Source organism: Arthrobacter sp. TJ-254 (assembly GCF_058269175.1).
On sequence record NZ_JBZCNF010000005.1, the window covers coordinates 375592 to 401622 of the forward strand.

At 67.9% G+C, this 26031-nt stretch carries 20 protein-coding genes and 1 tRNA gene; 5 read left to right on the forward strand and 16 right to left on the reverse strand.

Annotated elements, in window-relative coordinates:
* Positions 1-106: 106 nt before the first annotated feature.
* Entirely contained in the window at positions 107-949 is an 843-nt protein-coding gene (locus AC4D14_RS16080) for a lysophospholipid acyltransferase family protein (protein ID WP_490903651.1), read from the reverse strand.
* A gap of 131 nt (positions 950-1080) precedes the next feature.
* On the opposite strand from AC4D14_RS16080, the gene AC4D14_RS16085 reads away from it, so the two are divergent.
* Together AC4D14_RS16085 and AC4D14_RS16090 are read left to right on the forward strand one after the other, a co-directional pair.
* The gene (locus tag AC4D14_RS16085) at positions 1081-1842 is read left to right on the forward strand and encodes an alpha/beta hydrolase (RefSeq protein WP_490903652.1); all 762 of its coding nucleotides are present in this window, start codon (positions 1081-1083) and stop codon (positions 1840-1842) included.
* Entirely contained in the window at positions 1839-2303 is a 465-nt protein-coding gene (locus tag AC4D14_RS16090) for a hypothetical protein (RefSeq protein WP_490903653.1), read from the forward strand. Before AC4D14_RS16085 ends, AC4D14_RS16090 begins: the two co-directional genes overlap by 4 nt.
* Before the next feature lie 45 nt (positions 2304-2348).
* Here AC4D14_RS16090 and AC4D14_RS16095 read toward each other — a convergent pair whose 3' ends face one another.
* A complete protein-coding gene (locus tag AC4D14_RS16095; protein WP_490903654.1) occupies positions 2349-3434 on the reverse strand; it encodes an ROK family protein in 1086 nt (361 codons plus the stop codon).
* A 147-nt stretch (positions 3435-3581) separates the two neighbouring features.
* Here AC4D14_RS16095 and AC4D14_RS16100 point away from each other — a divergent pair, with 147 nt between their 5' ends.
* The gene (locus tag AC4D14_RS16100; RefSeq protein WP_490903655.1) at positions 3582-5390 is read left to right on the forward strand and encodes an AMP-dependent synthetase/ligase; all 1809 of its coding nucleotides are present in this window, start codon (positions 3582-3584) and stop codon (positions 5388-5390) included.
* A gap of 96 nt (positions 5391-5486) precedes the next feature.
* On the opposite strand, the gene AC4D14_RS16105 is transcribed toward AC4D14_RS16100, so the two are convergent.
* The 3 genes from AC4D14_RS16105 to AC4D14_RS16115 all read right to left on the reverse strand — a co-directional run bounded on the left by AC4D14_RS16105 (position 5487) and on the right by AC4D14_RS16115 (position 12018).
* The gene (locus tag AC4D14_RS16105) at positions 5487-6893 is read right to left on the reverse strand and encodes a mycothione reductase (protein WP_490903656.1); all 1407 of its coding nucleotides are present in this window, start codon (positions 6891-6893) and stop codon (positions 5487-5489) included.
* A gap of 20 nt (positions 6894-6913) precedes the next feature.
* Positions 6914-8458: a MinD/ParA family ATP-binding protein gene (locus AC4D14_RS16110; RefSeq protein ID WP_490903657.1), complete on the reverse strand. Its 1545-nt coding sequence runs from the start codon at positions 8456-8458 to the stop codon at positions 6914-6916.
* 149 nt (positions 8459-8607) lie between these two features.
* Entirely contained in the window at positions 8608-12018 is a 3411-nt protein-coding gene (locus tag AC4D14_RS16115; protein WP_490903658.1) for a pyruvate carboxylase, read from the reverse strand.
* 262 nt (positions 12019-12280) lie between these two features.
* Here AC4D14_RS16115 and AC4D14_RS16120 point away from each other — a divergent pair, with 262 nt between their 5' ends.
* On the forward strand, positions 12281-13114 hold the full coding sequence (locus AC4D14_RS16120) for a ParA family protein (protein ID WP_490903659.1): 834 nt from the start codon (positions 12281-12283) through the stop codon (positions 13112-13114).
* A gap of 197 nt (positions 13115-13311) precedes the next feature.
* On the opposite strand, the gene AC4D14_RS16125 is transcribed toward AC4D14_RS16120, so the two are convergent.
* The 5 genes from AC4D14_RS16125 to gcvH form a co-directional block, all read right to left on the reverse strand.
* Positions 13312-13905 (reverse strand): MerR family transcriptional regulator, encoded by a 594-nt coding sequence (locus tag AC4D14_RS16125; RefSeq protein WP_490903660.1) that lies wholly within the window; start codon positions 13903-13905, stop codon positions 13312-13314.
* A 178-nt stretch (positions 13906-14083) separates the two neighbouring features.
* Positions 14084-14584 carry a bifunctional nuclease family protein gene (locus AC4D14_RS16130; protein WP_490903661.1) on the reverse strand — a complete coding sequence of 167 codons (501 nt, stop codon included), beginning with the start codon at positions 14582-14584 and terminating at the stop codon, positions 14084-14086.
* 8 nt (positions 14585-14592) lie between these two features.
* On the reverse strand, positions 14593-15342 hold the full coding sequence (gene ftsR / locus AC4D14_RS16135) for a transcriptional regulator FtsR (RefSeq protein ID WP_490903662.1): 750 nt from the start codon (positions 15340-15342) through the stop codon (positions 14593-14595).
* 9 nt (positions 15343-15351) lie between these two features.
* Positions 15352-15846 carry an FHA domain-containing protein gene (locus AC4D14_RS16140; RefSeq protein ID WP_490903663.1) on the reverse strand — a complete coding sequence of 165 codons (495 nt, stop codon included), beginning with the start codon at positions 15844-15846 and terminating at the stop codon, positions 15352-15354.
* Between the two features lie 76 nt (positions 15847-15922).
* A complete protein-coding gene (gene gcvH, locus AC4D14_RS16145; RefSeq protein ID WP_490903664.1) occupies positions 15923-16309 on the reverse strand; it encodes a glycine cleavage system protein GcvH in 387 nt (128 codons plus the stop codon).
* 391 nt (positions 16310-16700) lie between these two features.
* Between gcvH and AC4D14_RS16150 the strand changes: the two genes are divergently transcribed.
* On the forward strand, positions 16701-17783 hold the full coding sequence (locus tag AC4D14_RS16150) for a thioredoxin (RefSeq protein WP_490903665.1): 1083 nt from the start codon (positions 16701-16703) through the stop codon (positions 17781-17783).
* Positions 17784-17847: 64 nt separating this feature from the next.
* Here AC4D14_RS16150 and AC4D14_RS16155 read toward each other — a convergent pair whose 3' ends face one another.
* The 6 genes from AC4D14_RS16155 to AC4D14_RS16180 all read right to left on the reverse strand — a co-directional run bounded on the left by AC4D14_RS16155 (position 17848) and on the right by AC4D14_RS16180 (position 25940).
* Positions 17848-20682 (reverse strand): helix-turn-helix transcriptional regulator, encoded by a 2835-nt coding sequence (locus tag AC4D14_RS16155; RefSeq protein ID WP_490903666.1) that lies wholly within the window; start codon positions 20680-20682, stop codon positions 17848-17850.
* A 293-nt stretch (positions 20683-20975) separates the two neighbouring features.
* Positions 20976-21052: transfer RNA gene (locus AC4D14_RS16160), tRNA-Pro, on the reverse strand.
* A gap of 70 nt (positions 21053-21122) precedes the next feature.
* A complete protein-coding gene (der, locus tag AC4D14_RS16165; RefSeq protein WP_490903667.1) occupies positions 21123-22670 on the reverse strand; it encodes a ribosome biogenesis GTPase Der in 1548 nt (515 codons plus the stop codon).
* 28 nt (positions 22671-22698) lie between these two features.
* Complete coding sequence (gene cmk / locus AC4D14_RS16170; protein WP_490903668.1) at positions 22699-23400, reverse strand: (d)CMP kinase; 702 nt, start codon at positions 23398-23400, stop codon at positions 22699-22701.
* Complete coding sequence (locus AC4D14_RS16175) at positions 23397-24524, reverse strand: prephenate dehydrogenase (RefSeq protein ID WP_490903669.1); 1128 nt, start codon at positions 24522-24524, stop codon at positions 23397-23399. Before AC4D14_RS16175 ends, cmk begins: the two co-directional genes overlap by 4 nt.
* A 3-nt stretch (positions 24525-24527) precedes the next feature.
* Positions 24528-25940: a pseudouridine synthase gene (locus tag AC4D14_RS16180; protein ID WP_490903670.1), complete on the reverse strand. Its 1413-nt coding sequence runs from the start codon at positions 25938-25940 to the stop codon at positions 24528-24530.
* Positions 25941-26031 lie beyond the last annotated feature (91 nt).

Here is a 26031-nt window from a genome sequence, read left to right on the forward strand (position 1 = left end):
CCGTTAAGCCTACTGGGTTGTACCCAATCCGCGGATTCGCCTTCGTCACACGGCAGGCGGCACCTTAACAGGGCAGTCCAGGGAGTGTCCGCCGGTTGAACCCCGCTCAGGAGGCCGTGTTCCCGCGTTCCTGTTCCGGCGCCTTGGGGGCCCCGCCGATCTCGGTGACGGTGCCGGGGACCGGGCCGGGCACGGCGTCGTGGGGGGTGATCCGCACCGCTGCGCGCCGGGTGTCGGCCCCGGGCCGCGGCTTCCGCTGTGCAGCCTTCTGGGCGGCGAGCTTTTCCTTGACGGTGCTGGCGTACGCGTCGACGTATTCCTGCCCGGACAGGCGCATCAGTTCATACATGATTTCGTCGGTCACGGAGCGCTGGACGAACCGGTCGTCGGCAAGGCCCTCGTAGCGGCTGAAGTCGAGCGGCTCGCCAATGATGATTCCCACGCGCCGGATGTTGGGGATGCGCCGGCCGATGGGCTGGACCTTGTCGGTACCGATCATGGCCACGGGGATCACCGGCACGCGGGTAGCGAGGACGAGCTTCGCGACCCCGGTCTTGCCGCGGTAGAGGCGCCCGTCGGGGCTGCGGGTTCCTTCGGGGTAGATCCCGAGCAGCCCTCCCCCGTTGAGGATCTCCATTCCGGCCGTGAGCGAGGACGACGACGCGGCCCCGCCGGAGCGGTCCATGGGCAGCTGGTTGGAGAGGCGGAAGAACATGGCCGTCAGCCTGCCCTTGAGGCCCTTCCCGTTGAAGTACTCCGACTTCGCGAGGAAGACGACGGGCCGCGGCACGGCGACAGGGAGGAAGATCGAATCCGAGAAGGAAAGATGGTTGCTCACAAGCACTGCGGGTCCGTCGGCGGGTATGTTGTCGAGACCCTTCACCCAAGGCCGGAAGAGCAGCCTCAGGATCGGACCGACGATGATCCGCTTCATGACCCAATAAAACACGCTGCCAGCCTCCCTGCATGGACCGTGCGGCCTTCGGCAACCTTGTCCCCGGCTCGCTATTTCCCTTTGAGACACTACTCTAAGGATCCGCTCCGCTGGTACGGTGCGCGACCCGGTGCGAGCATAGACAAATGACTATTCCCTCGGGTGCTGCGTTCTCCTCTCCCGGCCGGGGACCGGCCGCTCGGACGGGAGTGCTGCTCAGCCACGGCTTCACCGGTTCCCCCGCGAGCGTGCGCGGCTGGGCCGACCATCTGGCCGCCGAGGGCTTTTCGGTGAGGCTGCCGCTGTTGCCCGGGCACGGCACGAGCTGGCAGGAACTGGCCCGGGTGCCGTGGCGCGCCTGGTACGAGGCGTATGAGATCGCCTACGACGAGCTGAGTGAATCGACCGACCGGATCGTCGCCGCGGGCCTGTCGATGGGGGGCGCACTTGCCCTGCGGCTCGCATCCCTGCGTTCGGTGTCCGGCGTGGTCGTCGTCAACCCCGGACTGACCTTCGCCGACCCGAGGGCGCGGTACGCGGGAGTGTTGAAGTATGTGCTCCGATCCGTGCCCCCGATCGGCAACAGCATCAAGCTCGAGGGCCAGGACGAGGGTGCCTACGCCCGGACCCCGGTTGCGGCGGTGCACCAGCTCCGCGGGCTGTTCAAGGACACCGTGGCACGGCTGCCGCAGGTGAACGCGCCAACGCTCGTCTTCCGGTCCGGCAACGATCCGGTGGTTCCGGAGACGAGCATCTCGGTGCTGCAGCAGCGGCTGGGCAGCCGCGACCTTGAAATTGTCCGGTTGACGAACAGCTACCATGTGGCCACGATGGATCATGATGCACCACTGATTTTCGACCGCTCGGCGGAATTCATCCGGCACGTGACAGCAGGTACAAGCGTATGAGCCCCCGAGGGCAGGAACCCAACGAATCCACCGACGACGCCGTCTGGCAGGACATCGTTTCCCGGCTTCAGAACACTCCCGGCGACGATCCCGGAGAGCAGGAGGCGGAGGACCAGCCCACCGACCGCGAGCGCGTCGAAGCGATCTTCCGCAACCAGCATCTGCGGCCCTCCGGCCCCCGGGACTATGAAGAGCCCGAGGTGGTCGACGCCGAGCAGGAGGACGACGGGTACATTCCGCCGGAACCGCCCCCGCTGGGCACCGGTGATCCGCTGCTCGTCCTGTCCTGGCTCGGCGCCGCCGGCGGGCCCGTCCTGCTTGTGCTCTTCGCAATGTTCTGGCGCGACGCCCCTGTCGCGGCCACCCTCGGCGTGCTTGCCATGTTCCTTGCCGGAGCGGGTTTCCTGCTCTTCCGCCTCCCCCGCCACCGCGATTTCAACGACGACGGCGCCGAAATCTAGACCAGCCCCGCGGCTGCTGTTCCACGGTGCGCTCCCGCGCCGGCTTCATGCGGCGCTGCGGAAGGTGTAGCGGGAGAGATCGGCCGCGCCGATCAGCCCGGCGTTGGGCCCGAGCCCGGCGGCCCGGATCCCCGCCGCCGGCCGGAACCCCCGCCCGGTCAGGTTCCGGCCGAATGCCCGCCGGGCAGGCTCGAGAAGCAGGTCCCCCGCGGCGCTGAGCCCGCCGCCGACGACGAATGTTCCCGGGTCAAGCGCGGCGGCCAGGTTGGCCAGGCCAATGCCGAGCCACTGCCCGGCGTCGTCGACAAGCTCGCGGGAAGCCGGGTCCCCCTCCATGGCGAGGCGGGTGACAAGGGCGCCGGTGATCCGGTTCGGGTCGCCGTCCGCCGCCTCGAGCAGTGTCTGGGCCACGGGCGAATTGGCGGCCGCCAGTTCCCGCGCATCGCGCCCAAGGGCGTTCCCCGAGGCGTACTGCTCCCAGCAGCCCCGGTTGCCGCATTCACAGCGGTGGCCGTTGGGTACCAGGATCTGGTGACCGAACTCGCCGGCCACCCCGTGCCTGCCCCGCTCCACCCTCCCGTCGAGGATCATCGCACCGCCGATGCCGGTCCCCAGTGTCACGCACACCAGCCTCGGTTCACCGCGGCCGGCGCCGAAGCGCCATTCGGCCCAGCCTGCGGCGTCGGCGTCGTTGACCACGGTTACCCGGCGCCGGAGCAGTGCCTCGAGGTTGCGCCGCAGGGGTTCGTTACGCCAGGCGAGGTGGGGGCTGAACAGGACCGTCGAATTGCTCAGGTCCATCCAGCCGGCCGCTCCGATGCCCACCGAGCGGATGCGGTAGTCCCTCGATAGCTCGCGGACGAGGTCGGCGATGACCGCCTCGACGTCGCCGGCGTTGCCGCTCGGGGTGGAGCGGCGGGCTTCGGCGAGCAGGCGGCCGGAGACATCGACGACGCCGGCGGCGACCTTGGTGCCTCCGACGTCGATCCCGACGGCGAGCCCGCGGCGGGCCGGATTGGGCAGGCCCGCACGGGCCGAGCGGGGAAGCAGCGGCGACCGGTTCGGCCATCCCGCGGCGCGGGGTTTGGGCCGCCGGGGGAAACCACCATCCGGGTCCTGCTGTCGCGCCATCGAATATCCCTCCACCACGCCGCCGGACAGCCCGCCGGTGCTTTTCACACCGTTATCAATTCGTACATTACTGGACGGTAACGAAACGTCGGAAACCTATAGGCTATGGAAATGCCCTAAGGCATCGGCGATATCAAAGGAGCTATTGTGCGCGAAATAAGCGTTCCCGTCCTCGTTGAGGCACCCAGCGACAGCAACACGACCAGGCTCGTGCTGAAGCAGGCGGACAAGCCGTCCAATCCGGCACTGTTCTCGGTCCAGGGCACGTCGGGGGAATGGCGGGACATCCGGGCCACGGAATTCCGCGATCAGGTCGAGGCTGTAGCAAAGGGGCTCATCGCTTCGGGCGTGAACGCCGGAGACCGGATCGCCATCATGGCGCGGACGCGGTATGAGTGGGCCCTTGTCGATTTCGCCGTCTGGTTCGCCGGTGCCGTTTCCGTTCCCGTATACGAAACCTCCTCCCCCGCCCAGGTGGCGTGGATCCTCAGCGACTCCGGCGCGGTTGGCGCGTTCGTCGAGTCGGCCCGCCACGAGAACGTCGTGCGCGAGGCCGCCGCCTCGGATCCCGCGATCTCCCTGCAGCATGTCTGGCAGTTCGACGGCAACGGAATCGAAACGCTGCGTACGGCCGGTGCATCTGTCGACCCGCAGGTCCTCGCGGAGCGGAGGTCGATCGCCGGGCTCGACGACCTGGCAACGATCATCTACACCTCGGGAACCACGGGACGGCCGAAGGGCTGCGAACTGACGCACGGGAACTTCGTTGAACTTTCGGAGAACGCCGCGGCTGCACTTCCGGAGGTTGCGCACGAGGGTGCGCGGACGATCATGTTCCTGCCGATGGCCCACGTGTTTGCGCGTTTCATTTCAGTGCTGTGCGTCGCGTCGGGTGCGACGGTTGCCCACACGGCGGACGTGAAGAACCTCCTCCCCGACCTCCAGAGCTACCGGCCCAGCTTCATCCTCGCGGTTCCGCGGGTGTTCGAGAAGGTCTACAACAATTCGATGCTCAAGGCGGAGGACGGCGGCAAGGGGAAGATCTTCCATGCCGGCGCCGACATCGCCATCGCCTGGTCGAAGGCGGACCAGGCCGGCAAGGTGCCGCTGCTGCTCCAGCTCAAGCACTCACTGTTCGACCGCCTCCTCTACGGGAAGATCAGGGCGGCCATGGGCGGGCAGGTCCAGCACGCAGTCTCGGGCGGCGCACCGCTCGGGGACAGGCTGGGCCACTTCTTCCACGGCATCGGACTCATGGTCCTTGAAGGTTACGGGCTGACCGAGACAACGGCCCCGATCTCCGTGAATACCCCGCAGAAGATCAAGATCGGCACGGTGGGCGCGCCGTTGCCCGGCAATGCGGTGAAGATCGCCGACGACGGGGAAATCCTGGCCAAGGGCGTGTGCGTCCTCAAGGGCTATTTCAACCGGCCGGACCTCACGTCCGAAGCCTTCCAGGACGGCTGGTTCCGCACCGGGGACATCGGTGAGCTCGACAACGACGGGTTCCTGCGGATCACCGGCAGGAAGAAGGAAATCATCGTCACGGCCAGCGGCAAGAACGTGGTTCCGGCGATGCTTGAGGACACGATCCGGGCGAACGCGCTTGTCTCCCAGTGCGTTGTCCTCGGGGATCAGCGCCCGTTCATCTCCGCGCTGATCACCCTTGACGAGGAGGCGCTGCCGGGGTGGCTCGAGCGCCACCAGCTGCCTGCGACCACCACGGTCGAGGAGGCCGCGGAACACCCGGCTGTCCTTGCCGAGATCCAGCAGCTCGTCGACGACGCGAACCTCACCGTCTCGCAGGCCGAAGCGATCAAGGTCTTCCGGATCGTCCCGAGGGACTTCACCGAGTCCAGCGGACACCTCACGCCTTCGCTGAAGATCAAGCGCACCCAGGTGCTCAAGGATTACTCGGACGTCGTTGAGGACATCTACGCGTCCCCCCGGGTCTAAGGACACCCTCCAGGGTCTCCGGCGATCAGCCGGCACGGCGGCCGCTCCCTTCAGGGGGCGGCCGCGTCGCTGCGCGGCCGGGGCTTCGGGGGTGAGTTAGGGCTTCCCGGTCTTGAGGGAGAGCAGCGCGTTCTCCACGACTTCGGTCAGGGCCGGGTGGATCCAGTACTGGCCGCGGGCCATTGCGTGGGCCGGAATCCCGAAGGACATGGCCTGGACCAGCGGCTGAATGAGCACTGACGCCTCGTGTCCGAGCAGGTGCGCGCCGAGGATTTTCCCTGAGTCCTTTTCGGCGATCAGCTTCACCAGGCCCGTTGTGTCTTCCATTGCCCACCCGTAGGCGGTTGAGCTGTACGGCTGGACTGCTGTGGTGATCTCGGCACCGGTGTCCGCGGCATGCCGGAGCGCTTCCTCCTCCGTCAGGCCAACGGTGGCGATCTGGGGGCGGGTGAAGACGGCCGCCGGCACATACCGGTGATCGCCGCTGCGCAGGTCCTCCGGGTGCAGCAGGTTGTGGGCAACGGTCCGGGCGTCAGCGTTTGCAACATGTTTGAGCTGGTGCCTGCTGCTGACGTCCCCCAGCGCCCAGAGTCCGTCGACCGGGTGTCCGTTCCGCAGGACCCGCTGGTTTCCGTCAACACTGATCCGGCCGTCCTCGTGCTGATCGAGGCCCGCGTCCGCGGCGCCGAGCAGGTCCCCATTGGGGATCCGCCCGGTTGCGACAAGGACGAGGTCGACATCGACGGCGGAGGGACTCCCCTGCTGGTCGAGCACCGCCCGGACCGAGCCGTCCGGATTCTGTTCGAGCGAGGTCACCTCGGCGTTCGGGCGCACGTCCCACTGCCGCCGGGCCTCTTCGGTGAAGGCGTTGGAGACGGTTGCATCGAGGTTCCTGAGGAATTTTCCGGAGCGGAGGGCGACGGTGACGTGGGTTCCGAGCGAGCCGAAGATGTTGGCGAATTCGGCTGCGATGTATCCTCCGCCGATGATGAGCAGGCGCCGGGGCTGCGCGTCGATCCGCATGATCGTGTCGGAGGTATGGACCTGAGGGAGCCCGATTCCGGGCAGGTCCGGGGTCCTCGGCCGTGAACCTGCGGCAAGTACCACCTGGTCGGCCGTGATCACCCGTCCCGACGCCGTCTCGAGGGCGAGCTGGCCCGTGAGCCGGGCCGCCTCGGCGTAGAAGGCGACCCCGTGGGAGTCGGTGCGCTTGTCCCTGGCTTCCGTCGAGACGGAGTCGGTGCGGGAAAAGATGCGGTCGCGGATGTCGCGCCAGCGCACGCCCTCCAGCGTCAGATCGACACCGAGGCGGGCGGCTTCGGCTGTGCCTGCGGCGAGCTGCGCCGGGTAGACGAGCATCTTCGTGGGAATGCAGCCCACGTTCAGGCAGGTTCCCCCGAACGTTCCACCATCGATCAGCGCGACTTTCCTGCCCCGCCAGGCGGAGGTGATGATGGTGTTGCCCGAACCGGAGCCGACGACGGCAAGATCGTAGTGAGTCACGCGGAGCAGCCCATCATCGGCTACTCGTGGAGCTCGTCGACGACGAGGGCGGCAAGTTCGAGGACAGCGTCGCGGGTGGCCGGCTGCAGCCGTCCGAGGTCGATGCGCGACCCCTCGGCGAGGTGCCGGTCGTAGGGGATGCGCACGACGGTGCGCACGCGGGACAGGAAATGCTCTTCGATTTCGGCGACATTGACCTGGGTGCCGTTCCCTGAGGAAAGGTTGATGACGACCACGGCTTTCTCAACGAGGTCGTGACGTCCGTGCGCTTCGAGCCAGGAAAGCGTCTCGGAGGCGAGCCGTGCCTCGTCGACGCTGCCTCCGGAGACGAGGACAACGGTGTCGGCCTTTTCGAGGGTGCCCTTCATGACGGAGTGGACCATTCCCGTGCCCGAATCGGTCAGGACGATCGAGTAGTACCGGCCCAGGATGTCGGTGACGGCACGGTAGTCGGCGTCGTCGAAGGCCTGGGCGACGGCCGGGTCGGTGTCCGAGGCGAGGACGTGAAGGCGCGAGCCGTCGCGGGTGACGTAGTTGGCGAGCTGCGCGAAGGAGTCGACCATGAAGCGGTTCTGGACGAGGTGCCGCGCCGTGAAGTCGGCTCGTCCCGGAGACCGGTCCGAGAGCGTCCCCCGGTCGGGGTTGGCGTCCATGGCGATGATGCGGTCTTCGCGGATGTCGGCAAGGGCCATTCCCAGCAGGGTCGTCACTGTTGTCTTGCCCACGCCGCCCTTGCGTGAGAGCACGGGAACGTAGCGGGTATGTCCGCCGAGGCGGACTCCGATGCGGTGCTCGGTTGCCCTGCGGATCCGCACCGCGTCGGAGTCGCCGAGGTTGACGTAACCCAGGGTTGCCTTGTAGATCCATCGCCGCCAGCCATTGGCCGGCGGCCGTTCGGCACCCACGAGGAGCCGGTCGGCGGTAAGCGCCGAGGCCGGCTCGGGACCGTCTTCCTTGTCCCTCCGGCTGCTGCGGATCTCGCCGGCGGATGAGTCAGGTGCCGCATCGGGCTCAGGCTGCGCGGGCGCCGATGGGACGTGCGGGAGGGAGCCGCTGGGTGTCCAGCCCAGTCCGTCGCCCGCGTCAGGGGCGGGAAGCGGGTCGGAGGCCGCGGCGCCGATTTCGGGGAAAACAGTCGGGGGCAGGGGTGCCTCGATGACGGGAACGGGCCCGACCGGCAGGGCGGCGCTTCCGCTGCCCAGATGGACCGCTGCGGGGTCGGTCCCGGCGGCAACGACGACGGGAGCCTGTCCCAGCCGCGGTCCTGCCGCAGGCTTCACGGCGGCGGGTTCGGACTGCTGCTCCGCTGTATCGGGCCGTGGCTCGTCGACGGCGGGGGGCTCGGCGGCCGCCGCAGCCTCGGCATCCGTTGGGGTGGGTGTTGAGATGGGTGCGGCCTGCTCCCCGGCGGCGGCCGTCTCGGCCTGCTCGGCGGCCTCGGGCTGATTGACGGGGGCTGCGGGTTCCTTCGTGGAGTCCGAAGCTGATTCTTCGACGGCTTGCGGCTGGCGTCCTCCCTTGGGGCGGGGTTTGGCGGCGCCGGAACGGGGCGTAGCTGAGACCATGATTCCTTCCAATCGAAGTGCCTACCGGCCGCGCCTGAAGGCGCGGACCGTCATCGAAGAACTCTAACCCACGGTGGAAGGGCGCCGACGGCGTCAAGGGCGTCCGGCGGTTGGAATGCCGGGCCCCCTGAGGACGCCGTCGCCGCCGGTCAGGCGACCGTTATGACAAGGAGCAGGTCTCCGCCCTCGACCTGCTGGGCCGTGTCCGAGGTGACGCGTTCCACAGTGCCGCCAACGCTGGTTGTGATGTTCGCTTCCATTTTCATTGCTTCGATAGTCGCAACGGTGTCGCCGGCCGCAACCACGGCCCCCTCCTTGACCGTCACCGTCACGGCTCCGGCGAAAGGCGCGGCAACGTGGCCGGGCTTTGACGGGTCTGCCTTCTCCGCCGTCTTGACCTCGCTGCGGACGCTCCGGTCGCGGACGGACACGGGACGCATCTGCCCGTTGAGGGTGCACATCACCGTCCGCATACCCTTTTCGTCGGCATCCGAGACTGCTTCGAGGGTGGCGATCAGCCGGACGCCCTTTTCGAGCTCAATGACGTGCTCACCGCCCTGCTGCAGTCCGTACAGGTAGTCGGCAGTGCTCAGCACCGAGACATCCCCGTAGGTTTCCCGGGTGCGCGTGAAATCCGCGGCGGGTCCGGCGAACAGGAGGCGGTTAAGGGTTGCGCGGCGTTGCCGCGATTCACCTGCCAGGCTCTCCTCATCGGTGGGATCAAGGTCAACGATCCGTGGTTTCATCACCCGGCCCTGCAGCGCCTTGGTCCGGAACGGCTCGGGCCAGCCCCCGGGCGGGTCCCCGAGCTCGCCGTTGAGGAACCCGATGACGGAGTCGGGGATGTCGTAGTTCTGGGGGTTTTCCCGGAAGTCCGCCGGATCGGCATTCGAGCCGACAAGCTGAAGCGCTAGGTCCCCGACCACCTTCGACGACGGAGTCACCTTCACCAGCCGGCCGAGGATCCTGTCGGCGGCCGTGTACATGTCTTCAATGGCCTCGAAACGCTCACCAAGCCCCAGGGCGATTGCCTGTTGTTTCAGGTTGGACAGCTGCCCGCCGGGGATTTCATGCCGGTAGACCCTGCCCGTCGGCCCGGGAAGCCCTGACTCGAAGGGCGAGTAGGTCCGTCGAACCGCTTCCCAGTACGGCTCAAGCGAGCTGACCGCGTCGAGGTCGATCCCTGTGTCCCGGGGGGTGTGGGCGAGCGCGGCAACAAGGGCCGAGGCGGAGGGCTGGCTGGTGGTGCCCGCCAGCGGGGCGCTCGCGACGTCCACGGCGTCCACGCCGACGTCGATCGCGGCAAGGAGCGTCGCCAGCTGGCCGCCGGCCGTGTCGTGCGTGTGGAGGTGGACCGGCAAGTCGAAGCGCTCCCGAAGGGCCGCCACAAGCCGCGCCGCGGCGGCAGGACGCAGCAGCCCCGCCATGTCCTTGATGGCGAGGATGTGCGCCCCGGCGTCGACCATCCGCTGCGCCAGCCCGAGGTAGTACTCAAGCGTGTAGAGCGTCTCCTTGGGATCGAGCATGTCGGCGGTGTAGCACAGGGCGACCTCGGCCACCGCTGTTCCGGTGGCCCGCACGGCCCGGATCGCCGGCTCCATCTGGGAGACGTCATTGAGCGCATCGAAGATACGGAAGATGTCGATGCCCGAGGCTGCGGCCTCCTTGACGAAGGCCTCGGTTACCGCCTCTGGGTAGGGCGTGTACCCGACGGTGTTGCGCCCGCGCAGCAGCATCTGCAGACAGATGTTGGGGATCTCGCGGCGCAGGGTGTCGAGCCTGTCCCACGGGTCTTCACCGAGGAAGCGCAGGCCGACGTCGTAGGTCGCCCCGCCCCAGGCTTCAACCGACAGCAACTGCGGGGTCAGCCTCGACACGGAGGCACCTGCCGCCGCAAGGTCCCGGGTCCGCACCCGGGTCGCGAGCAGGGACTGGTGGGCGTCACGGAAGGTCGTGTCGGTGACGGCAACCGCCTGCTGTTCGCGCAGGCGGGCGGCGAAACCTTCCGGGCCGAGCTCCTGCAGGAGCTGGCGGGATCCTGGCTGCGCCTTGCCGTCTTCCCCCTCCGGGACCCGCGGAAGCTTCTCCATGGGATCGAGGTGGGCCGGCCGCTCGCCATGGGGCTTGTTCACGGTGACGTCCGCCAGCCAGGTCAGCAGCTTGGTGCCGCGGTCCGCCGGCACGCGCGCGGTGAGCAGTTCGGGGCGTTCGTCGATGAAGGAGGTGGCGACATTCCCGGCGATGAAGTCGGGGTCGTCGAGGACAGCCTGAAGGAAGGAGATATTCGTTGACACGCCGCGCACACGGAACTCGGCAAGGGCCCGCCGGGCGCGGGTGACTGCCGTCGGGTAGTCCCGGCCCCGGCAGGTCAGTTTGACGAGCATTGAGTCGAAGTGGGGGCTGATCTCGGCGCCTGCGTACACCGTTCCGCCGTCGAGCCTGACCCCGGCACCACCTGCCGAACGGTAAGCAGTGATCCTGCCGACGTCCGGGCGGAAGCCGTTCGCCGGGTCCTCGGTGGTGATCCGGCTCTGCAGCGCGGCGCCGCGCAGCTGCACGGTGTCCTGGCTGAGCCCGAGATCGGCAAGGGTCTCCCCCGAGGCGATGCGCAGCTGGGACTGCACGAGGTCCACATCGGTGACCTCTTCGGTGACCGTGTGCTCCACCTGGATGCGGGGATTCATCTCGATGAACACGTGCTGGCCGGCGCGCTCCCCGACCGTGTCCACGAGGAATTCGACGGTTCCGGCGTTCACGTACTTCAGCGCCTTCGCGAACGCCACGGCGTCGCGGTACAGCGCCTGGCGGATCGAATCGTCAAGGTTGGGCGCGGGGGCTATTTCGATGACCTTCTGGTGGCGGCGCTGCAGGGAGCAGTCACGCTCGAAGAGGTGCATGACGTTGCCCTCGGCGTCAGCCAGGATCTGCACTTCGATGTGCCGGGGGCGAAGGACCGCCTGCTCGAGGAACATCGTTGGGTCCCCGAAGGCCGACTCAGCCTCGCGCATCGCCGCCTCAAGCGCCCCCGGGAGGGCTTCACGGGTGTCAACCCGGCGCATTCCCCGGCCGCCGCCGCCGGCGACCGCCTTCGCGAAGACGGGGAAGCCGATCTCGTCCGCCGCCGCGATCAGCTCGTCGAGGTCCGCGCTCGGTCTGGAGGACTTCAGGACCGGGATGCCTGCTTCGCGGGCTGCGTCAAGTGCCTTGACCTTGTTTCCTGCAAGCTCGAGCACGTCGGCAGGCGGGCCGACGAAGGTGATTCCCGCCTCGGATGCCGCCCGCGCGAGGTCCGGGTTCTCGGAGAGGAACCCGTATCCGGGGTAGATGGCGTCGCATCCGGATTCCTTCGCGACGCGCACCACCTCGGCGACGTCGAGGTACGCGCGGACCGGGTGGCCCTGCTCCCCGATCAGGTAGGCCTCGTCGGCTTTCTGCCGGTGAATTGAATTCCGGTCTTCATAGGGGAAAACGGCGACCGTCTTTGCCCCCGCCTCGTGTCCGGCCCGAAAGGCCCGAATGGCAATCTCTCCGCGGTTTGCTACCAGAATCTTCGAGAACATGGCTCTCCTGCGTCCTTTGCGGGCCGAATTGCTGAAGGTGATCTGCCGACATGTTGCTCATAGCGGCTTTGCATTGCGGTGCGTCACTTTAAGCATGAGCCTACAGTTCAGCTGCGGCCAGCGATCAAATATTGTCCGCATTATGGCTGCGGCCCGCCACGCGGCCTGCCAGCGTCGAATCAGTGCGGGCGGACCATACAATGAGGGGGCGCATCTTCGCGCCCGCCGGAAACCGCAACGTGTTAGGTAAGGGTTCAACAACGTGCAAGTAGTGAGTATCAGTAGCCTCAAAGGCGGCGTGGGCAAGACGTCGGTGACCCTGGGGCTCGCGTCTGCGGCACTCTCGGCTGGCATTCCCACCCTCGTGATCGACCTCGATCCCCACGCAGATGCGACAACCGGCCTGGGCGTCCGTGCGGGCGACCAGCTCGACATCGGCAGGCTGCTCAAGAACGCGCGGCGCGGCGACCTCAAGGCCAACACCGTCCCAAGTGGGTGGGTCGACACAGCGGTGCGGCAGTTTCCGCCGCCGTCCGGAACCGCCCCGGTCCTCGATGTGGCGATGGGTTCGGCCTACTCCGGCATCTACGATCGGCCCGACCTGGGCCGACGGGACCTGCGTCGGCTGTCGACCCTGCTGTCGAGGGTGAGCGGTTACGGTCTGGTGCTGATCGACTGCCCGCCCTCCCTCAACGGACTGACCCGCATGGCGTGGACCGCGAGCAACCGTGTGCTGCTCGTCGCCGAGCCCGGCCTCTTCTCCGTCGCGGGAACGGAACGCACGATGCGTGCAATCGAACTCTTCAAGGCCGAATTCGCCCCCCACCTGCAGACAGCGGGAATCGTCGCGAACCGCGTGCGATCGACCTCGAACGAACACACGTTTCGGCTGGCCGAGATGAAGCAGATGTTCGATGAACTGCTGCTGAGCCCGACCATCTCGGAACAGGCGAACTGGCAGCAGATCCAGGGCGCAGCACACGCGGTGCACCACTGGCCCGGCGAGTCGGCCCGGCAGGCGTCGGAGTATTTCGACGAACTGCTGCGGACCCTCGTTGACTCCGGGCGGCTGCGCAGCCGCGTCGCCCGGCGCTAGGCCAGCGGCCACCCTCCCGGCGTCGATCCGACAGCGCGCACCGGTCCGCGCCGGCCCTGACGCAACGGGAAACTAAAAAACCCAGCCGGGCTGCCCTGCGGACCCGCCGGGAGCGGGACGCCGAGGGCTCGGCTGGGAAGGTACTGGAGTGGAAGTGCCGGTCCTGCCTGCCTACGCAGACTGCCCGGCCGCTGGGGTCAGCTGATGCGCCGCGCTGTGCGGCGCTTGCTCAGTTCGTCGTCGGGAAAGTCCTGGTCGGAGGCGTGTTCGCTGGGGAGGGCCGCGAGGCTTCCCTCGACCTCACGCCAGACCCTGCCGACGGCAATGCCGAAGACGCCCTGGCCGCCCTGAACAAGGTCGATGACCTCGTCGGCAGAGGTGCATTCATAGACGCTGGCACCGTCGCTCATCAGGGTGATCTGGGCGAGGTCCTCAACACCGCGTTCCCGGAGGTGCTCGACGGCCGAGCGGATCTGCTGAAGAGAGACACCCGTGTCGAGGAGCCGTTTGACGACCTTGAGCACCAGAATGTCGCGGAAGCCGTAAAGGCGCTGTGTACCCGAGCCGGAAGCGCCGCGGACGGCGGGTTCAACAAGGCCCGTGCGGGCCCAGTAATCAAGCTGCCGATAGGTGATTCCTGCGGCCTTGCAGGCGGTCGGTCCCCGGTATCCGGCGTCTTCGTCAAGGACGGGGAGGTCTTCGGTAAAGAGCAGGCCCTGTGCGCTGGCAGGTAGGCCAGTGCCGCCCGCTGCCGGGCTTTTCAGCTTACCGGCGTCACCCTTCGGACTCACGCGTGCCTCCTCGTTGGGTTCCCGGGGAATGTAGCCTCCGGAGGCCGGTTCTCAGGGCTCGATTCCTAGTCTGCCCCGAGTTCCACTCCGTTGCAATGGGAACTGTATTCTTCGACGTTAGATCGCTGGGGACACAAGGTCAAAGATGCTGCCGTTCAAAGATTGGCGTGTCGAAAGCTCAGGGCTCAAAGTCTTCCGGTTCAACGTCGGCGAGGAACTCCCGGAACTGCTTCAATTCTTTTTCTGCAGTTTCCTGCTGGTCTCCGGTTTCGTCTTCGGGCTCGGCGTCGGCGATTTCCACGCCGGCGGCATCGAGGACGGCGTCGGCGCAATAAATGCTGCAGGGAACCCGCAGAGCCACAGCGAGGGCGTCGGAGGCCCGCGAGCTGACGGTCATGCCGTCATCGAACACCAGTTCGGCATGGTAGACGGTATCGATGACCGAGACGATCCGCACCTCGGTGATCGTGCGGCCAAGGGCTGCGACGACGTTCACGAGGAGGTCGTGGGTCATGGGCCGAGGCGGAACGATCCCCTGCTGGACGAACGCGATCGCGCTCGCTTCCGGTGCTCCGATCCAAATCGGCAGGTGGCGTTCACCGGTCATTTCCTTCAAAAGGACAAGGGGCTGGTTGGAGGGAAGTTCGATTCTTACCCCGACAACTTCGACTTCAATCATGAGCCCGCCTAACTGTCCATTCTGGCGATCTGACTGTACACCAGGGCGCTGTGCAGATTGAGGCAAAGTTCGCTGATCTCACGCGCCGTTTCTGCGGCGCGCGCCTTGGAGGCGACGTCGCGGCGGGAAGCCACCGGAGCCACGACCCGTTCGACGAGGCCCAGTTCGCGGTCAGCCGCCGCACGGAAGGGGCGCAGGTGCCGGGGTTCGATGCCGTGGCTTTCGAGCTGCACGCACGCCTTCGTGATCTTCAGGGCGTGCTCGTCGAAGCGACCGTCGACCGGGCCGATCAGCCCGAAACTGACGAGGTCATCGACGAGGCGGCGGGGCGCTTTCGCCTCGGCTGCGAGGGTTTCGGCAGTGAGGCGCCGGGAGTGGGAGCTCAGTTCCCGTGCCAGTTGGTCCGAGACCATCCGTGGGGAAAGGCTCATGCCGCCCGGCAGGGATTCGGGGCGTTCCCCGCGGTCGATTGCGTCGACGTAGTCCTTGATGACCTTCAGGGGCAGGTACTGGTCCCGCTGCAGCGCGAGGACAAACCGGAGGCGCTCAACATCGTGTGCTGCGTACTTCCGGTACCCGGCCCGGGTCCTCTGGGGCGTGATGAGCCCCTTCTCCTCAAGGAAACGGATCTTTGAGGCGGTGACCTGCGGGAAGTCCTCGGCAAGTTCCCGCAGGACCTCGCCGATGTTCAATACTCCGGCGTTGGCATGGGCCGGAGCAATGCCGACGTTCCGCCGGCCGGGCTGGGGTGTTGGCATGAAAGCGGACTAGGCCTGTGCCGCGGGCCGCGACGGTGCCTGGCCGGAGGCATTGCTCCGGGCGGCGTAGAACGTCAGGCGGAACTTGCCGATCTGCACTTCGTTGCCGCTGCGCAGCAGCACGCTGTCCACCCTGTCGTTGTTGACATAGGTTCCATTGAGGCTGCGCGTGTCGACAACCATGAAGCCGTTTTCGGTGCGGCGGAACTCTGCGTGCTGGCGGGAGACGGTGACGTCGTCGAGGAAGATGTCAGCGTTGGGATGACGCCCCGCCTTTGTTACATCTTCGTCGAGCAGGAAGCGTGCGCCGGCGTTGGGGCCGGAGTGGGCAACGAGCAGCGCGGAACCGGCAGGAAGCGCGGCAACCGAGGCCTGCTCTTCCTTCGTCAGATTGCGGTCGACTTCGGTGAACGCGACCTGCGGGGGCAGGCCGATCGTCGTTGTCTCCGGAGATTGCATATGCTGCTCTCCTCCATTCACGGCTGAATTGTCGTCACCAACCATTGGTGTTCCCTCCCAAAATCGGCGGCCAACCGGACGGTGCCGGTTGGCCGTTAGAAGATTGCCAGAGCCGGTATGTCTAGCCTACCTGCTGTGTGTATTCAGTCGAACTCAAGAGCGATTCGACAACGGAGGGGCTTTCCACGCGGATCTCGAGGAGCCAACCTTCCCCGTACGGGTCGGAGTTGATGAGCGCCGGATCGTCGTCAAGGGCCTCGTTGCGCGCAACGACCTCGCCGGTGACGGGGGCATAGATGTCGCTGACGCTCTTTGTCGATTCGACCTCGCCGACAACATCGGCGCCGGTCACCGCCTGGCCGACATCGGGCATCTGAACGTACACGACATCCCCCAGTGCGTCCTGGGCGAAGTCTGTGATCCCGACCCGAACGACTCCGGCGGCGTTGGGTTCGGTGACCCACTCGTGTTCGGCGGTGTAGTAGAGGCCTTCGGGGACGTTGCTCATGATTGCCTTTCGTCTGACGTCACGCTTGGGGGAATATGGGGCAGCGCTGCCCGTCCGGATATTGATCGAGTATAGGCATAAATCCGGGCCGGTGATCGACCGCCGGGCGTTGCACGGCTTCGCATACACCGCCTGCGGGGCCGCGTAAAGAAACCCGGCCGCACCAACTTAATTGCCGCCCCAAATTCTTTCCGCCTTCGGTTATTTAGCTGCTCGGGGAGGGCTCCGATAACCGGGTCAACCGGAAAATTCAAGGCATTCCGGTGCACCCGACCTGCGCAAATTGCAACCACCAGTACAGCACCGGGGTTTCTGACGGGCGCGAGGCACCGGCCGGGAGGCCGACACTGGTGTCGCCGCAGCCTGCGGCGTTCGACCGAAGGAGCTAATGATGGCGTCAGAGAATTCCCTTCCCTCCACGGCCCGGCGCCTTTGGCAGCGCTTCCAGCAGGATCCCCGCACTGTCGAGGACCGCGGGCCGGCCGACGACACTGAAGCCGAACCTGCGGGCGAATCGGGCTTCTCCCTTGCCGGAGCCACGGACTGGCTCAACTCGCCGCCGCTCACCGGCGCGGGCCTGCGCGGGCAGGTGGTATTGGTCAACTTCTGGACCTACACGTGCATCAACTGGCTCCGGACCCTTCCCTATGTGCGTGCCTGGGAGGACTCCTACCGCACCGATGGACTGGTCGTGGTCGGCGTCCACTCCCCCGAGTTCTCCTTCGAGCACGACCTCGACAACGTGCGCCGTGCCGTGCGCGGTCTTGGGGTTTCCTATCCCGTTGCGGTCGACAACCATTTCGCCGTGTGGCGGTCCTTCGACAACCACTACTGGCCCGCCGTATACCTGGTGGATGCCGCCGGCCGCCTGCGCCACACCAATTTCGGCGAGGGCGGTTATGAGGAGACCGAGAAGGTGCTGCGGCAGCTGCTCGCCGAGGCGGGATCGGTCGACCTGCGCGCGCGCACGGTGCCGGTCGAGGCGCGCGGCATCGAGGTGCCGGCCGACTGGGACACGCTTCGATCGGCGGAGACCTACCTCGGCTATGGCCGGACTGCCGGGTTCGCCTCCCCCGGAGGCCTTCTGGCAGACCAGCCGCACCTTTACGCCGAGCCTCAACGGCTGCGCCGCGGCCAATGGGCCGTCTCGGGCACCTGGACGGCCGGCCGCGAGGCGACAACCCTTCAGAAGGCGGGGGGCCGCCTGTCCTGCCGCTTCCACAGCCGTGACCTCCACCTCGTCGCGGCTCCGGGTCCCGGAGGGCAGGGGCCGGCAGTGCGCTTCCGTGTGCTGCTCGACGGGCAGGAACCCGGCGGGGACCACGGCATCGACACCGACGCCGCAGGACACGGGGTGGTCACCGAACCCGGCCTGCACCAGCTCCTGCGGCGCCGCGGTCACGTTGCCGAGAGCACCGCAGAGATTGAATTCCTTGACCCCGGCGTCGGACTTTACTGCTTTACGTTCGGCTAAACCGTCGAAGCGTCAATCCCGCCGGGCAAGAACCGGGCCCGCGGTGATCGGCCCGCCGCGCCGTTTACGCCGAGGCGCTGGGCGCGGTGGAGGGAAGGGCAACCTGCAGACCTTTCCGCGAGGCGACCCCGAGCTTCCGGAATACCTTCCGCAGGTGCCATTCGACGGTCCGCGGGCTGATGAACAGCTGCGCAGCGATCTCTGGGTTGCTTCGCCCCTCGGCGGCCAGACGTGCGATCAGCGCTTCCTGGGCGGTGAGCTCGCTCGCGGCGTCGAGGGTGCGGGCACGCACAGTCTCGCCCGTCGCGATGAGCTCCCGCCGGGCGCGCTCCGCGAAACTGTCCATTCCCGCGTCGAGGAAGAACTCGTGCGCGGACCGCAGGGATTCCCGGGCCGCCAGCCGCCTCCCCTGCCTGCGCAGCCATTCTCCATAGAGCAACCGGGCACGCGCGAGCGCAACGGGGACGCCGGTACGCCCGAGGCGGGCGACCGCCTCGCGGTAGAGAGCATCGGCTGCCTCGCCATCGGTCAGCAGCGCCCGGGACGCGGCCTCGACGCCCAGTGCCCATTCGGTCCCGCAGGCGCGTGCTATCCCGCCCAGCCTCTCCAGTGCCGCGAGCCCGCGTTCGGGCTGCTGCGCACGGACTGCGGCTTCGATCAGCTCCGGATAGACCCAGGTGGACAGTCCGAGCGCGTGGGGATGGTCCGCCGCCCGTTCGGCCGCCTCGAGCGCCTCCTCGTATCGTCCACGCCCGTTCAGGAAGACGGCGCAGGTCCATTCGGTACCCATCAGCCACAGTCCTTCGCCGCCCTCCCGGTGGCCCGGATCGATCAGCGCGAGCATCTCGGCCTCCTCGCCCCGCCAGGCAGCGAGCAGGAGTCGGATGTGCGGGCTGAGGTCACTGTCCGCCGCCGTGCTCACGGCGTCGGCTTCGGCGGCGAGGGCCAAGGCCTCGCCATAACGCCCGGCGAAGAGCTCCAGGCTGCACCGTTCGGCGAGCGCGAAGTGCAGGACGGACAGTGCGCCGGTGCGGCGGGCGAGGGCCACCTGCCGCCGGGTCAGGTGGTCCCATCCTGCGTCGTCGCCAACGGCGCGTGCCACCCGCGCGGCGAGCCAAAGCCACCGAAGCGAGGCATCATCGTCGGGGCTTTCATTCCGGAACGCCTCAACCGCCGAAAGCACTGGCGCCGTGCCGGCGCTGTGCCCCTGGCTGAGGAGCCGTGCAAGCCCGGTCAGGAGCAGGTCGCAGGCGGGTGGCAATGTCCGCCCGGTCCTCCCCCAGTCGGCTGTCAGAACGGCTTGTGCCACCTCGTCGATGCTGCCCGCCGTTGCGAGGCGTCCCGTGAACAGCGCCGCGGTGAAGGCGTCGAGGTAGGTTTCCTTGGCCAGGGCCGTGTCGAGGGGCTCCAGCCGCTTGGCCGCGGAGAGCAGCATTGACGGCGCGTCCCGACCGCGCGTTGCGGCGAACTCTATCTGCGCAGCCAGCAGTTGCGCCCGCGCCACGTCGACCTCGCCCAGGGGTCCTGCCTGGGCGATGGCGAGCAGCGCTTGTGCCGCCCGTGCCGCTCCCGCCTGCAGCTCCGCGTGTGCCGCGGCAAGGGCGCGCACCGCGCGCAGGCCGGCACCGGGGGTGAGTTGTGTGGCACGGGCGAGGAAGGCCGCGCCCGCCGCCCAGCCGCCGCGCGCCCGCGCCCGGCCCGCCGCGGCTGCAAGCTGCGCGGCGACGTCCTCATCAACCCCCGCGGTGGCATCGGCGAGGTGCCATGCGCGGCGGTCGGGGTCGAATGCTGCATCGGTGGCCGCCGCCAGCACCGAATGCACCCGCCGCCGGTCTCCGCCGGCGGCAGCGCGGTAGACAGCGGACCGCATCAAGGGGTGACGGAACCGGACCTGTGCCCCCAGTTCGATCAGCCCTGCCTCCTGCGCCGGGACCGCGTCGCCCGCCATGAGGCCGAGCTCCGCCGCGGCACGCCACAGGAGAGGCACATCACCCGTGGGTTCGGCGGCAGCGGTGAGCAGCAGCAGCCGCGTGCTTTTCGGAAGGGAATTGAGCCGTTTCATGACCCCCTGCTCGATGCGTCCGGGCGGTCCGGACGTCGTCGCCGGTCCGAATCCGAAGGAGAGCTCGGCCGGGCTCAGACCGCGTGCCAGCTCAAGCAGCGTCAAGGGGTTCCCGCGGACCTCGGAAATGATCCGGTCGCGTACCCGGCCGTCGAGCGGACCCATCACCACCGACGCCAGCAGCGCCATCGCCTCCGGGTCAGCGAGTCCGCGGACCGCGAGGTCGGGCAGCCCGTCGAGCGCCTCGGCCGCGGGCTCCGGCTCGTCGGCTGAACGCACGCCGAAGACCAGCGCGAGCGACTCCGCGCCGAGGCGGCGTGCGACGAAGGCCAGCGTCTGGGCCGAGAGCGGATCAAGCAACTGCGCGTCGTCGATAACGCAGATCAGGGGTCCACCTCCGGCAGCATGGCCAAGCAGGCTCATCACGGCCAGCCCGACGAGGAACCGATCCGGCGGTTCACCACTCCGCGATCCGAAGGCGGTGCTGAGTGCAAGGCGCTGAGGTTCCGGCAGAAGCCCGATATCGTCAAGGCAGGGCGCGCACAGTTGGTGAAGGCCCGCATAGGGCAGCTCCGTCTCCGACGCGACGCCGGATGCACGCGCCACGGCGCACCCGTGGGCCTGTTGGAGGAGATAGTGGAGGAGGGCGCTCTTGCCGACGCCGGCCTCCCCGCGGAGCACCAGCGCCCTGCTGTGGCCCGCGCGGACGTCAGCCAGCAGCCCATCCAGCACAGCGCATTCGCTTCGCCGGCCCCGCAGCTGCGGGCCCGGTTCGTGTCTCGAAATCGTTACCGCCTCCCCCGGGCTTCCGCCTCGAGGGATACCGCCCGCGCGCATCCAGAGCTTCCTGACCGACGATCCTGTGCTGGTTCGATCTACGGTATCCCCGGGGGCGCGCACTGGGGTAGTAACGCCAGGGAGTGTGAAGGGAGCAAAAGCACACCGGCACCGCCGACCGAACCCAACACCGGCCCAGGCTGGGCGGTCCCGGGGCGAAGGATTGACCGCGGGTCCGTGCCGCCCGCCGCCGGCGTTTCGAGCGGCGGACGCCGGCGGATTCCGGACCCGTCCCGGAAACCAAGAAAGCCCGCCATCCCAGGCCTTCAAGGCCTGAAATGGCGGGCTTTCGCTGGTCGGGATGACAGGATTTGAACCTGCGACCCCTTGACCCCCAGTCAAGTGCGCTACCAAGCTGCGCCACATCCCGATCGGTTCAACCAAGCGGTCAAACCACCTCAATTACTGTACAGCATTTTCCGGGGTCATCCGGACAACGCTCAGCGTTTGCGGCCGCGTTTTTCCCTCACCCGCATGCTCACTTCGATTGGGGTGCCTTCGAAGCCGAATGTTTCTCGCAGCCGGCGCGTGATGAAGCGCCGGTATCCCGGATCGAGGAAGCCGGTCGTGAACAGCACGAACTTCGGCGGCCGGCTTGAGGCCTGCGTGCCGAAGAGGATGCGGGGCTGCTTGCCTCCCCGCACCGGATGCGGGTGCGCGGCTACGAGCTCGCCGAGGAACGCATTGAGCCGGCCGGTGGGGATGCGCCGGTCCCAGGACTCCAGAGCGGTGTCCAGGGCGGGCACAAGGCGGTCCTTGTGCCATCCGGTAAGAGCCGAGATGTTCACACGCGGCGCCCAGTCGACGTGCGCGAGGTCCTGTTCGATCTCGCGCTCCAGGTAACGCCGGCGTTCGTCGTCGAGCAGGTCCCACTTGTTGAAGGCGAGGACCAGCGCGCGTCCCGATTCGATCGCCATGTTGAGGACCCGCACGTCCTGCTCGCTGAGCACCTCGTCAACGGCCAGCAGCACGACTGCGACTTCGGCCTTCTCCAAGGCGGACTGGGTGCGGAGCGATGCATAGAAGTCGGCACCCTGCTGCATGTGCACCCGGCGGCGGATGCCGGCGGTGTCGACGAAGCGCCAGGTGCGGCCGCCCAGCTCGAGCATCTCGTCGACAGGGTCGCGGGTGGTTCCGGCAAGCGGGTCGACAACAACGCGGTCGGTTCCGGCCAGCTTGTTGAGCAGGGAAGATTTTCCGACGTTCGGGCGGCCAATCAGGGCAACCCGGCGCGGACCTCCGGAGCGCTCGATGCCGCCGTGTTCGGAGAATTCGGGAAGAACCTCGAGGACACGGTCGAGCATGTCGCCCGTCCCCCGGCCGTGCAGCGCCGAGACCGGCCAGGGCTGGCCGAAGCCGAGTCCCCACAGGAAGGAGGCGTCCGCCTCGTTCTGGATATCGTCGACCTTGTTGGCCACGAGGATGACCGGCTTCTTCTTGCGCCGGAGCATCTTCACCACTGCCTCGTCGGTGGCCGTCGCACCAACGGTGGCGTCGACCACGAGCAGGACGGCGTCGGCCATGTCGACGGCGATCTCGGCCTGGTCCGCGACGCGGGCGTGGATGCCCTTGGCATCGTATTCCCATCCGCCGGTATCGACGAGCGTGAAATTACGCCCGTTCCACTGCGCGGGATAGGACACCCGGTCGCGGGTGACCCCGGGGGTGTCTTCGACAACGGCCTCGCGGCGGCCCAGGATCCGGTTCACCAGCGTGGATTTGCCCACGTTGGGCCGCCCGACGATGGCAAGGACCGGATTCAGCCGCTGCTCGGCGTCGTCTTCGAAGTCCTCGTCCTGCCGGGCGAGCAGGGCCGCGTCTTCCTCGTCGAGCTCGTACTCGGCAAGTCCGGCGCGCAGGGACGCGGCACGGACCTCCGCTTCGGCATCGTCAAGGGCGTCAAGGCGCTCGGCGACGTGGTCCTCACCCGTGGGTTCGAATTCGGCGTCTGGCCCGCTGGTGTCCTGCGGCGAGAGGTTCTCGCTCATGATTGCATTCCTTTGTTGTTCTTCACTGCTAATGGGCGACGGAGTGGACGACATCGAGAACCGCTGCGACCGTCTGGTCGAAGTCGAGCTCTGATGAGTCAACGGTAACCACGCCGTCGGCGGCCTGTTTGAAGTTCACGACCGTTGAATCCTTGGCGTCGCGGACCAGCACCTGCTGGTGGAGCTGCGCCTGGGTCTGGGTGCCGCCGAGCTGGTCCCCGCGCCGGCGGAGCCGGGCGGCTTCGCTTGCGGTCAGCAGGATCCGCACCTCGGCGTCAGGGGCGACGACGGTGGTGATGTCGCGGCCCTCGGCAACGATGCGGTGGCCAGCGCCGGCGATGATCGCGCGCTGACGGCGGATAAGTTCGGCGCGGGCGCCCAGTGTTGTCGCGACGGCGCTGACCGCCGCCGAGACCCGGGGTTCGCGGATGGCGGCCGTGACGTCGACGCCGCCGACCGTGACGAACTCCCGGTCGGGGTTGGTGCTGATGTACAGCTCCAGTGCCCGGGCGGCGTGTTCGACGGCGGCCGCGTCTTCGAGGTCGGTGCCGGCTTCGAGGCAGGCGAGGGTCACCGCCCGGTACATGGCGCCGGTGTCGAGGTAGGCTGCGCGGAGCCGCCGTGCCGCTTCCCTGCTGACGCTCGACTTGCCCGAACCGGACGGCCCGTCAATGGCGACGACGAGGGACTTTCCGAGCCGGAAATGCCGATGGAAATTGGGATCGCTCATTGCACAACCTTCCAGCCCCGCGAGGCAAGGGACGCCGCCAGTTCGTGCCGGCGTCCGGGAATCACCGATACCTCGGCCATGCCGACCTGCCGTCCGGGGGAATGTTCGAGCCGCAGGTCCTCGACGTTGATGCCGATGTCGCCGATCTCCGTGAGCAGGCGCGCGATCTGGCCGGGAACGTCGTCGACAAGCACCGTGAGCTTGGCGAACGACCCGGGCGGGGTGCCGTGCTTGCCAGGGATCCGCGCCTGGCCGGCGTTGCCTTCGGCCATCAGCTGTGCCATGTCGAGGCGGGCACCGTCGGCCACCGGATTCTCGAGCGTTCCGATCAGGCGGTTGAGGTCCTCGCGCACGCCGTAAAGGATCCGGACGAGGCGGTCGGCGTTGGCTGAAAGGATCTGGACCCACAGGCCGGGATCGCTTGCTGCGATCCGTGTGACGTCGCGCAGCCCGTTTCCCGCGAGGGACAGCGACCTTGAAGGGGTTTCCTGGAGCCTGCTCGCCACGAGTGAGGAAAGCACCTGGGGCAGGTGCGAGATGAGCGCAACGGTTTCGTCGTGCTCCTCAGCGGACATCCGGGCAGGAACGGCGCCTAGGTCGACGGCGAGGGCCTCGGCGCACCGCACCGCCTCCGGGGAACTCGACTCCGCCGGGCAGAGCACCCAGGGCATGCCGGTGAAAAGGTCGGCGCTTGCCGCGACCGGTCCCGACTTTTCCCGCCCGGCCATGGGGTGGGTACCGACATACCGGGACAGCTGGGCGGCATCTGCCACCAACGCCGTCACCTCGCTGAGCACGGCGGACTTCACGCTCGCGATGTCGATGACAACAGCCCGGGGGTAGTCCGCCAGGGCCTTGGCGGCGAGGGACCCCGCAACATCAGGCGGCGCTGCCACAACGACGAGTTCCGGGGAAAATTCCCCTGCCGCCTCGGCGGCGCCAAGCGGCCGGCCCGCGCCGATGTCCTGGGCCACCGCCTGCGTGGAGGGTGAGATGTCAGAGAGCACGACGTCGATGCCGCGCACGCGCAGCCCGAGCCCGATGCTGGCGCCCAGCAGGCCGGAGCCAATCACGAGCACCGGACCGACGAGGTGGGTTCCGGTGTCCCTTGCAGATTCGGTCATTCCCTAAAGACCCACCGCCGCGAGCAGATGTCCCACTTCCTGGCGTCCGAGCACGCGGATGCTGCCCTGGCGCTGGTCATTGAGACGGATCGGGCCGATCTGGGTGCGCACGAGGCGCTCCACAGGGTGGCCCACCGCATCGAAAAGCCTGCGGACAACGCGGTTGCGTCCGGAGTGGAGCACCACCTCGACCAGCAGGTGGCCCGGGGTCGAATCGACGAGCTTGAAGGAGTCGACGCTGGCAATGCCATCTTCGAGTTCGATTCCGGCCTTCATCTGGGCGCCGATTCCCGGCGCCATGGGTCCGCGGACCTGGACATAGTAAGTCTTGGGCACTTCGTAGGACGGGTGGGTGAGCCGGTTCGTCAGCTCGCCGTCGTTGGTCAGCAGCAGCAGGCCCTCGGTCTCGGCGTCGAGCCGGCCGACGTGGAACAGCCGCTCCCCCTTGTTCTTGTTCTTCAGGTAGTCGCCGATGCTGGGACGCCCCTCGGGATCCTCCATGGTGGAGACGACGCCGCGCGGCTTGTTGAACACGTAGTACTTCAGCGTGTCATTGAGCTGCAGCCGCATTCCGTCGACATGGATCGACACTGCTTCGGGATCAACCCTGAGTCCGAGTTCCGTGACGACCTCGCCGTCGACCTCCACCCGGCCGGCGAGGATCATTTCCTCGCAGACGCGGCGGGAGGCCACGCCGGCTGAGGCCATGACCTTCTGCAGGCGTATCCCCTCGGGGTTGTGCATATCCACGTCGGCCTGGGTACGGGCGGGCCGCTGTGTCTTCGGCCGGCGCACCGGGCCGAGATCGCTGCCGAACCGTTCCCTGCCGAATGCCTTGGGACCGGCGGGCCGCTGCCGGGCAGGCCTGCCCGCACCGGTTTTTCCGGCGCCCGTTCTGCCTGCGGCACCCTTCGGGGCACCGCTTCGGCCGGCACCTGTTCCGAATGCGCCCGATGAAGCGCCGCGGGGACGCCCGGCGGCCGGTCGGCCGTAGCCCTGCTGGCTCGACTCCGGACGGCGCTCACCGGAACGCTCACCCGTGGGACGGCCCGAACGCTCACCCGTGGGACGGCCGTCTCCGGCACCGAACCGGCGCTCACCGGAACGCTCACCCGTTGGGCGGCCCGAACGCTCGCCCGTGGGGCGGCCTTCTCCGGCACCGAACCGGCGCTCACCCGTTGGGCGGCCGGAACGCTCGCCCGTGGGGCGGCCTTCTCCGGCACCGAACCGACGCTCACCGGAACGCTCGCCCGTGGGGCGGCCTTCTCCGGCACCGAACCGACGCTCACCGGAACGCTCACCCGTTGGGCGGCCCGAACGCTCGCCGGAGGGACGGCCCTGGCCGGCGTCTCCGAAGGAGCGCTGCGGCCGGTCGTCGCGCTGCGGGCGGCCGGCGGCGTTGTCGGAACGGTTCAATCCGCTGCGCCCTCCGCTGGCGGGGCGTCCGCCGGCGGCCCTGCCGCCTCGGCCCGCGCTGCTGGCGGGCCTACCGCTCGACTTGCCACCA